At 74.4% G+C, this 4,308-nt stretch carries 2 protein-coding genes and 1 pseudogene; 1 reads left to right on the top strand and 2 read right to left on the bottom strand.

All coding sequences use genetic code 11. From position 1 onward, the window contains the following. A partial coding sequence (gene rsgA, locus IDM29_RS15250; protein ID WP_188037735.1) for a ribosome small subunit-dependent GTPase A occupies positions 1-868 on the top strand: 868 nt, incomplete at its 5' end. 34 nt (positions 869-902) lie between these two features. Here the strand turns inward: rsgA and leuA are convergent. Next, positions 903-2,609: a 2-isopropylmalate synthase gene (gene leuA / locus IDM29_RS15245; RefSeq protein WP_255500327.1), complete on the bottom strand. Its 1,707-nt coding sequence runs from the start codon at positions 2,607-2,609 to the stop codon at positions 903-905. Positions 2,610-2,875: 266 nt separating this feature from the next. After that, positions 2,876-4,308 (bottom strand): annotated as a pseudogene (locus IDM29_RS15240) (hypothetical protein); the annotation flags it as partial.

Here is a 4,308-nt window from a genome sequence, read left to right as displayed (position 1 = left end):
CCCGGCCGCCGGCGATCGCGTGCGGCTCGCGCACGTCCCGCCCGACGGGTGGGTCGTCGCCGCCGTCCTGCCGCGGCGGACCGCCGTCGTGCGCGCCCAGGTCGCCGCCGGCTCCTCGCACGCCCAGGTCCTCGCCGCGAACGCCGACGTCGCCGTCGTCGTGGAGGCGATGGCGCCCGACGTCGACCTCGCGCGCATCGAGCGCCTCCTCGCGCTCGCGTGGTCGTCCGGCGCCGAGCCGCTCGTCGTCCTGACCAAGGCCGACCTGGTCGCCCATCCCGATGCGCTCCTGGGCGAGGTCGTCGCGATCGCGCCCGGGGCCGACGTCGTCGCCGTCAGCGCGGTGGACGAGGTCGGGCTCGAGCCGCTGCGGGGCCGGCTCGCGGCGGGCGCGACGCTGGCGCTGCTGGGCGCGTCGGGCGTCGGGAAGTCGACCCTGCTCAACGCCCTGCTCGGCCGCGAGGCCATGCGCACGCGCGCGCTGCGAGGCGACGGCAAGGGCCGGCACACGACCGTGACGCGCGAGCTGCACCTCGTCCCGGGGGGCGGCGCGGTGATCGACACCCCGGGCATCCGGTCGGTCGGCCTCGCCGGGCAGGAGGCGCTGGACGACGTCTTCGCGGAGATCGAGGCGCTCGCGGCCGGGTGCCGGTTCTCCGACTGCGCGCACGCGAGCGAGCCCGGCTGCGCCGTGGTCGCCGCGGTCGCGGACGGCGACCTGGCCCCCCGGCGCCTGCGGAGCTACCGCAAGCTCGTGCGCGAGGCCGCCTACCAGGCGGCGCGGGTCGACGCACGCCTGCGCGCGGCCGCGGCCGGCGAGCTCAAGGCGCGCACCAAGGCGTACCGCCGCCACCCCCTGCGCCCCTGACCGGGCCCCGGCCGGTCCGGGCCCCGGCCGGGCCTCAGCGGTGCGCGCGGTTGACGGCCGAGACGATCGCCTTGAGCGACGCCGTCGTGATGGACGGGTCGATGCCCACGCCCCACAGCACCTGGTCCCCCACGGCGCACTCGACGTAGGCGGCGGCGCGCGCGTCGCCGCCCGTCGAGAGCGCGTGCTCGGCGTAGTCGAGGACCTCGACCCGCTGCCCCAGGCTCGCGAGCGCGTCGACGAACGCGTCGACCGGGCCGTTGCCCCGCCCCTCGACGGTGCGCTGCTCGCCCCCGACGACGAGGTCGACGGAGAGCAGGTCCGGGCCGGCCTCGGTGCTCACCGTCCGGCTGCCCCGCAGCGCGAAGCGGCCCCACGGCGCGAGGTCGCTCCCCGGCTCGACCGGCAGGTACTCGTCGGTGAAGATGCGCCACAGGTCCTCGGCCGTGACCTCGCGGCCCGAGGAGTCCGTGAACTGCTGCACGGCGCGCGAGAACTCGATCTGCAGGCGACGCGGCAGGTCCAGGTGGCGCTCCGTCTTCATGAGGTACGCCATACCGCCCTTGCCGGACTGCGAGTTCACGCGGATGACCGCCTCGTACGAGCGGCCGACGTCCCGCGGGTCGATCGGCAGGTACGGCACCGCCCACACGAGGTCGTCGACCTCGACGCCCTCCGCGACCGCCCGGGCCGCCATGGCGTCGAAGCCCTTCTTGATGGCGTCCTGGTGCGAGCCGGAGAACGCCGTGAAGACCAGGTCGCCGCCGTACGGGTGCCGCTCGTGGACGGGCAGCTGGTTGCAGTACTCCACCGTGCGCCGGATGCGGTCGATGTCGCTGAAGTCGAGCTCCGGGTCGACCCCCTGGCTCAGCAGGTTCATGCCGAGCGTCACCAGGCACACGTTGCCGGTGCGCTCGCCGTTGCCGAACAGGCAGCCCTCGATCCGGTCCGCGCCCGCCAGGTACCCCAGCTCGGCCGCCGCCACGCCCGTGCCGCGGTCGTTGTGCGGGTGCAGGGAGAGCACGACGTTCTCGCGCTGGTGCAGCCGGCGGCTCATCCACTCGATCGAGTCGGCGTACACGTTCGGCGTCGCCATCTCGACCGTCGCCGGCAGGTTGATGATCACCTTGCGCTCGGGGGTGGGGTCGAAGACGTCGATCACCGCGTTGCAGACCCGCAGGGCGTACTCGAGCTCCGTGCCGGTGTAGGACTCGGGGCTGTACTCGTAGTAGACCTCGGTGCCGGGAATCGTCTCCTCGTACTTCTTGCACAGGTGGGCGCCCGAGGTCGCGATGTCGAGGATGCCGTCCTGGTCGGAGCGGAACACCACCTCGCGCTGCAGCACGGACGTCGAGTTGTACAGGTGCACGATCGCCTGCTTGGCGCCCGCGATCGCCTCGTACGTGCGCTCGATGAGGTGCTCCCGGCACTGCGTGAGCACCTGGATCACGACGTCGTCGGGGATGCGGTCCTCGTCGATGAGCATCCGGACGAAGTCGAAGTCCGTCTGCGACGCCGACGGGAAGCCGACCTCGATCTCCTTGAAGCCCATCTCCACGAGCAGCTCGAACATGCGGAGCTTGCGCTCGGGGCTCATGGGCTCGATGAGCGCCTGGTTGCCGTCCCGCAGGTCCACCGCGCACCAGCGCGGCGCCTTCTCGGCTCGGCGGTCGGGCCACGTGCGGTCCGGGAGCTCGACCCGGATCTGCTCGTGGAAGGGCCGGTACTTGCCCACCCGCATCGGCGACGGCTGCTGCTTGTTGCGCTCCTGGTACGGCGCGTCCGGGGTGACGGGGGCGCGCTCGGCGGCGGCGGCGCGACCGGAGGAGGGCGTCGTCGTGCTGGGGCTGGTGCTGGGGTTCATCGCTGGTCCTCGGTGCTCGGGATCTTCGGGGAGCGACCGGCACACCGACCACCGCGGCGAGGGACCGGTCGGTCAGGCCCCGCCGCGGCGACGAAGAAGCAGCCGAGGCTGTGTCACGCGCACCCCGTCACTGTACCCCCGGCTCACGCGTCCGGCACGCACCACAGCTGGCCCTCGGGCCGGCCCCGGCCGGCGCAGTCGTCGCCGAAGTCGTTGTACTCGGTGCCGACGTCCGACTCCATGAAGAGGTCGTCGCACGCCTGGTTGTCGCCGGCCTCGCAGGCGTCCCAGAGCGCGTCGAGCTCGGGGTCGTCACCGTAGCTCTGAGGCTCGTCCGACGGCGCGCTGGACGAGTACTCGCAGAGGCCGCCGCGGTCCTCGGTGGTGCCGCCGCACGTGTCGGCGAACGCCTCGTACTCCGAGCCGATGGGCGAGGAGAAGTACAGGTCGTCGCAGGCGACGCCGTCACCCGCCTCGCAGGCGTCCCACAGGGCGTCCAGCTCCGGGTCGTCGCCATAGGCCTCGGGCTCGCCCTCGGGGTCGGGGTCCGGGTCGGACGAGCGACCGAACTCGGTGACGCAGCTCACGCCACCGTCGGTGCGGCCACCGCAGGTGTCACCGAACTCCTCGTACTCGGAGCCGAGGGGCGAGGAGAAGTACAGGTCGTCGCACGCCTCCCAGTCCTCGTCGGCGCACGCGTCGTACAGCCCGTCGAGCTCCGGGTCGGACCCGTAGGTCCCGTCGGGCTCGCTGAAGGACCCGAGCAGGCCGCGGATGACGAAGAACGCCGCGAGGCCGAGGACGATGAGCCCGCCGATCACGCCGAGGACGATGAAGAGCGTCTTGTTCGAGGACTTCTGGGGTGCTCCGGGCTGGTACTGGCCGCCCGCGTAGGCCGTGGCGGTCGGGCCGCCCGCCGGGGGGCCGCCGTACGCCCCGCCCGGGTAGGCGGTCGCGCTCGGACCCGACGGGCGCTGCTGGCCGGGCTGCCCGTAGGGCTGCTGGCCCGGGGCGCCGTAGGGCGGCTGGCCGTAGCCGGGCTGCTGCTGGCCGTAGGGCGGCTGCTGGCCCTGGCCGGGCTGCTGCTGACCGTAGGGCGGCTGCTGGCCCTGGCCGGGCTGCTGGCCGTGGGGCGGCTGCTGCTGGCCCTGGCCGGGCTGACCGTACGGAGGCTGCTGGCCGTAGGGCGGCTGGCCGGCCGCCGGCTGACCGTAGGGCGAGGTGGGCTGCGCGCTGTACGGCTGCGAGGCGGGCGCGGAGTAGGGCGTCGGCGCGGGAGCGCTGTAGGGCGGTGCGGCGGGGCCCTGCGCGGACGCCGGCGTACCGCCGCCCTGGGGGGCGCCGGACTCCTGGGCGGCGCCCGACGAGGGGGTGCTCTCGCCCTGCGGCAGCGCGACGGTCGGGGTCTCGTCGGCGCGGCCCTCGGTGGGGAGCACGGCCGTCTCGGCCTCGCCGGCCGTCGTGACCTCGCCGGTGCTCTCACCGGCCGGCGACGACGCCGGCTGCTCCGTCGGCTGCTCGGTCGTCTGGCTCGCGGGCGCGCCGCGGCCGGGGACCTCGGTGATCGGACCGGACG

The sequence above is a fragment of the Actinotalea sp. JY-7885 genome (assembly GCF_014525465.1).
GTDB lineage: Bacteria > Actinomycetota > Actinomycetes > Actinomycetales > Cellulomonadaceae > Actinotalea.
The sequence above is the reverse complement of the archived record's forward strand: the minus strand, read 5'-3'. Positions and strand labels throughout refer to the sequence as shown.

What these genes read in the sequence shown, in the direction of transcription:
- leuA (WP_255500327.1), bottom strand. Translation starts at nt 2,609, where the DNA reads ATGCGGGTGGGCAAGTACCGGCCCTTCCACGAGCAGATCCGGGTCGAG.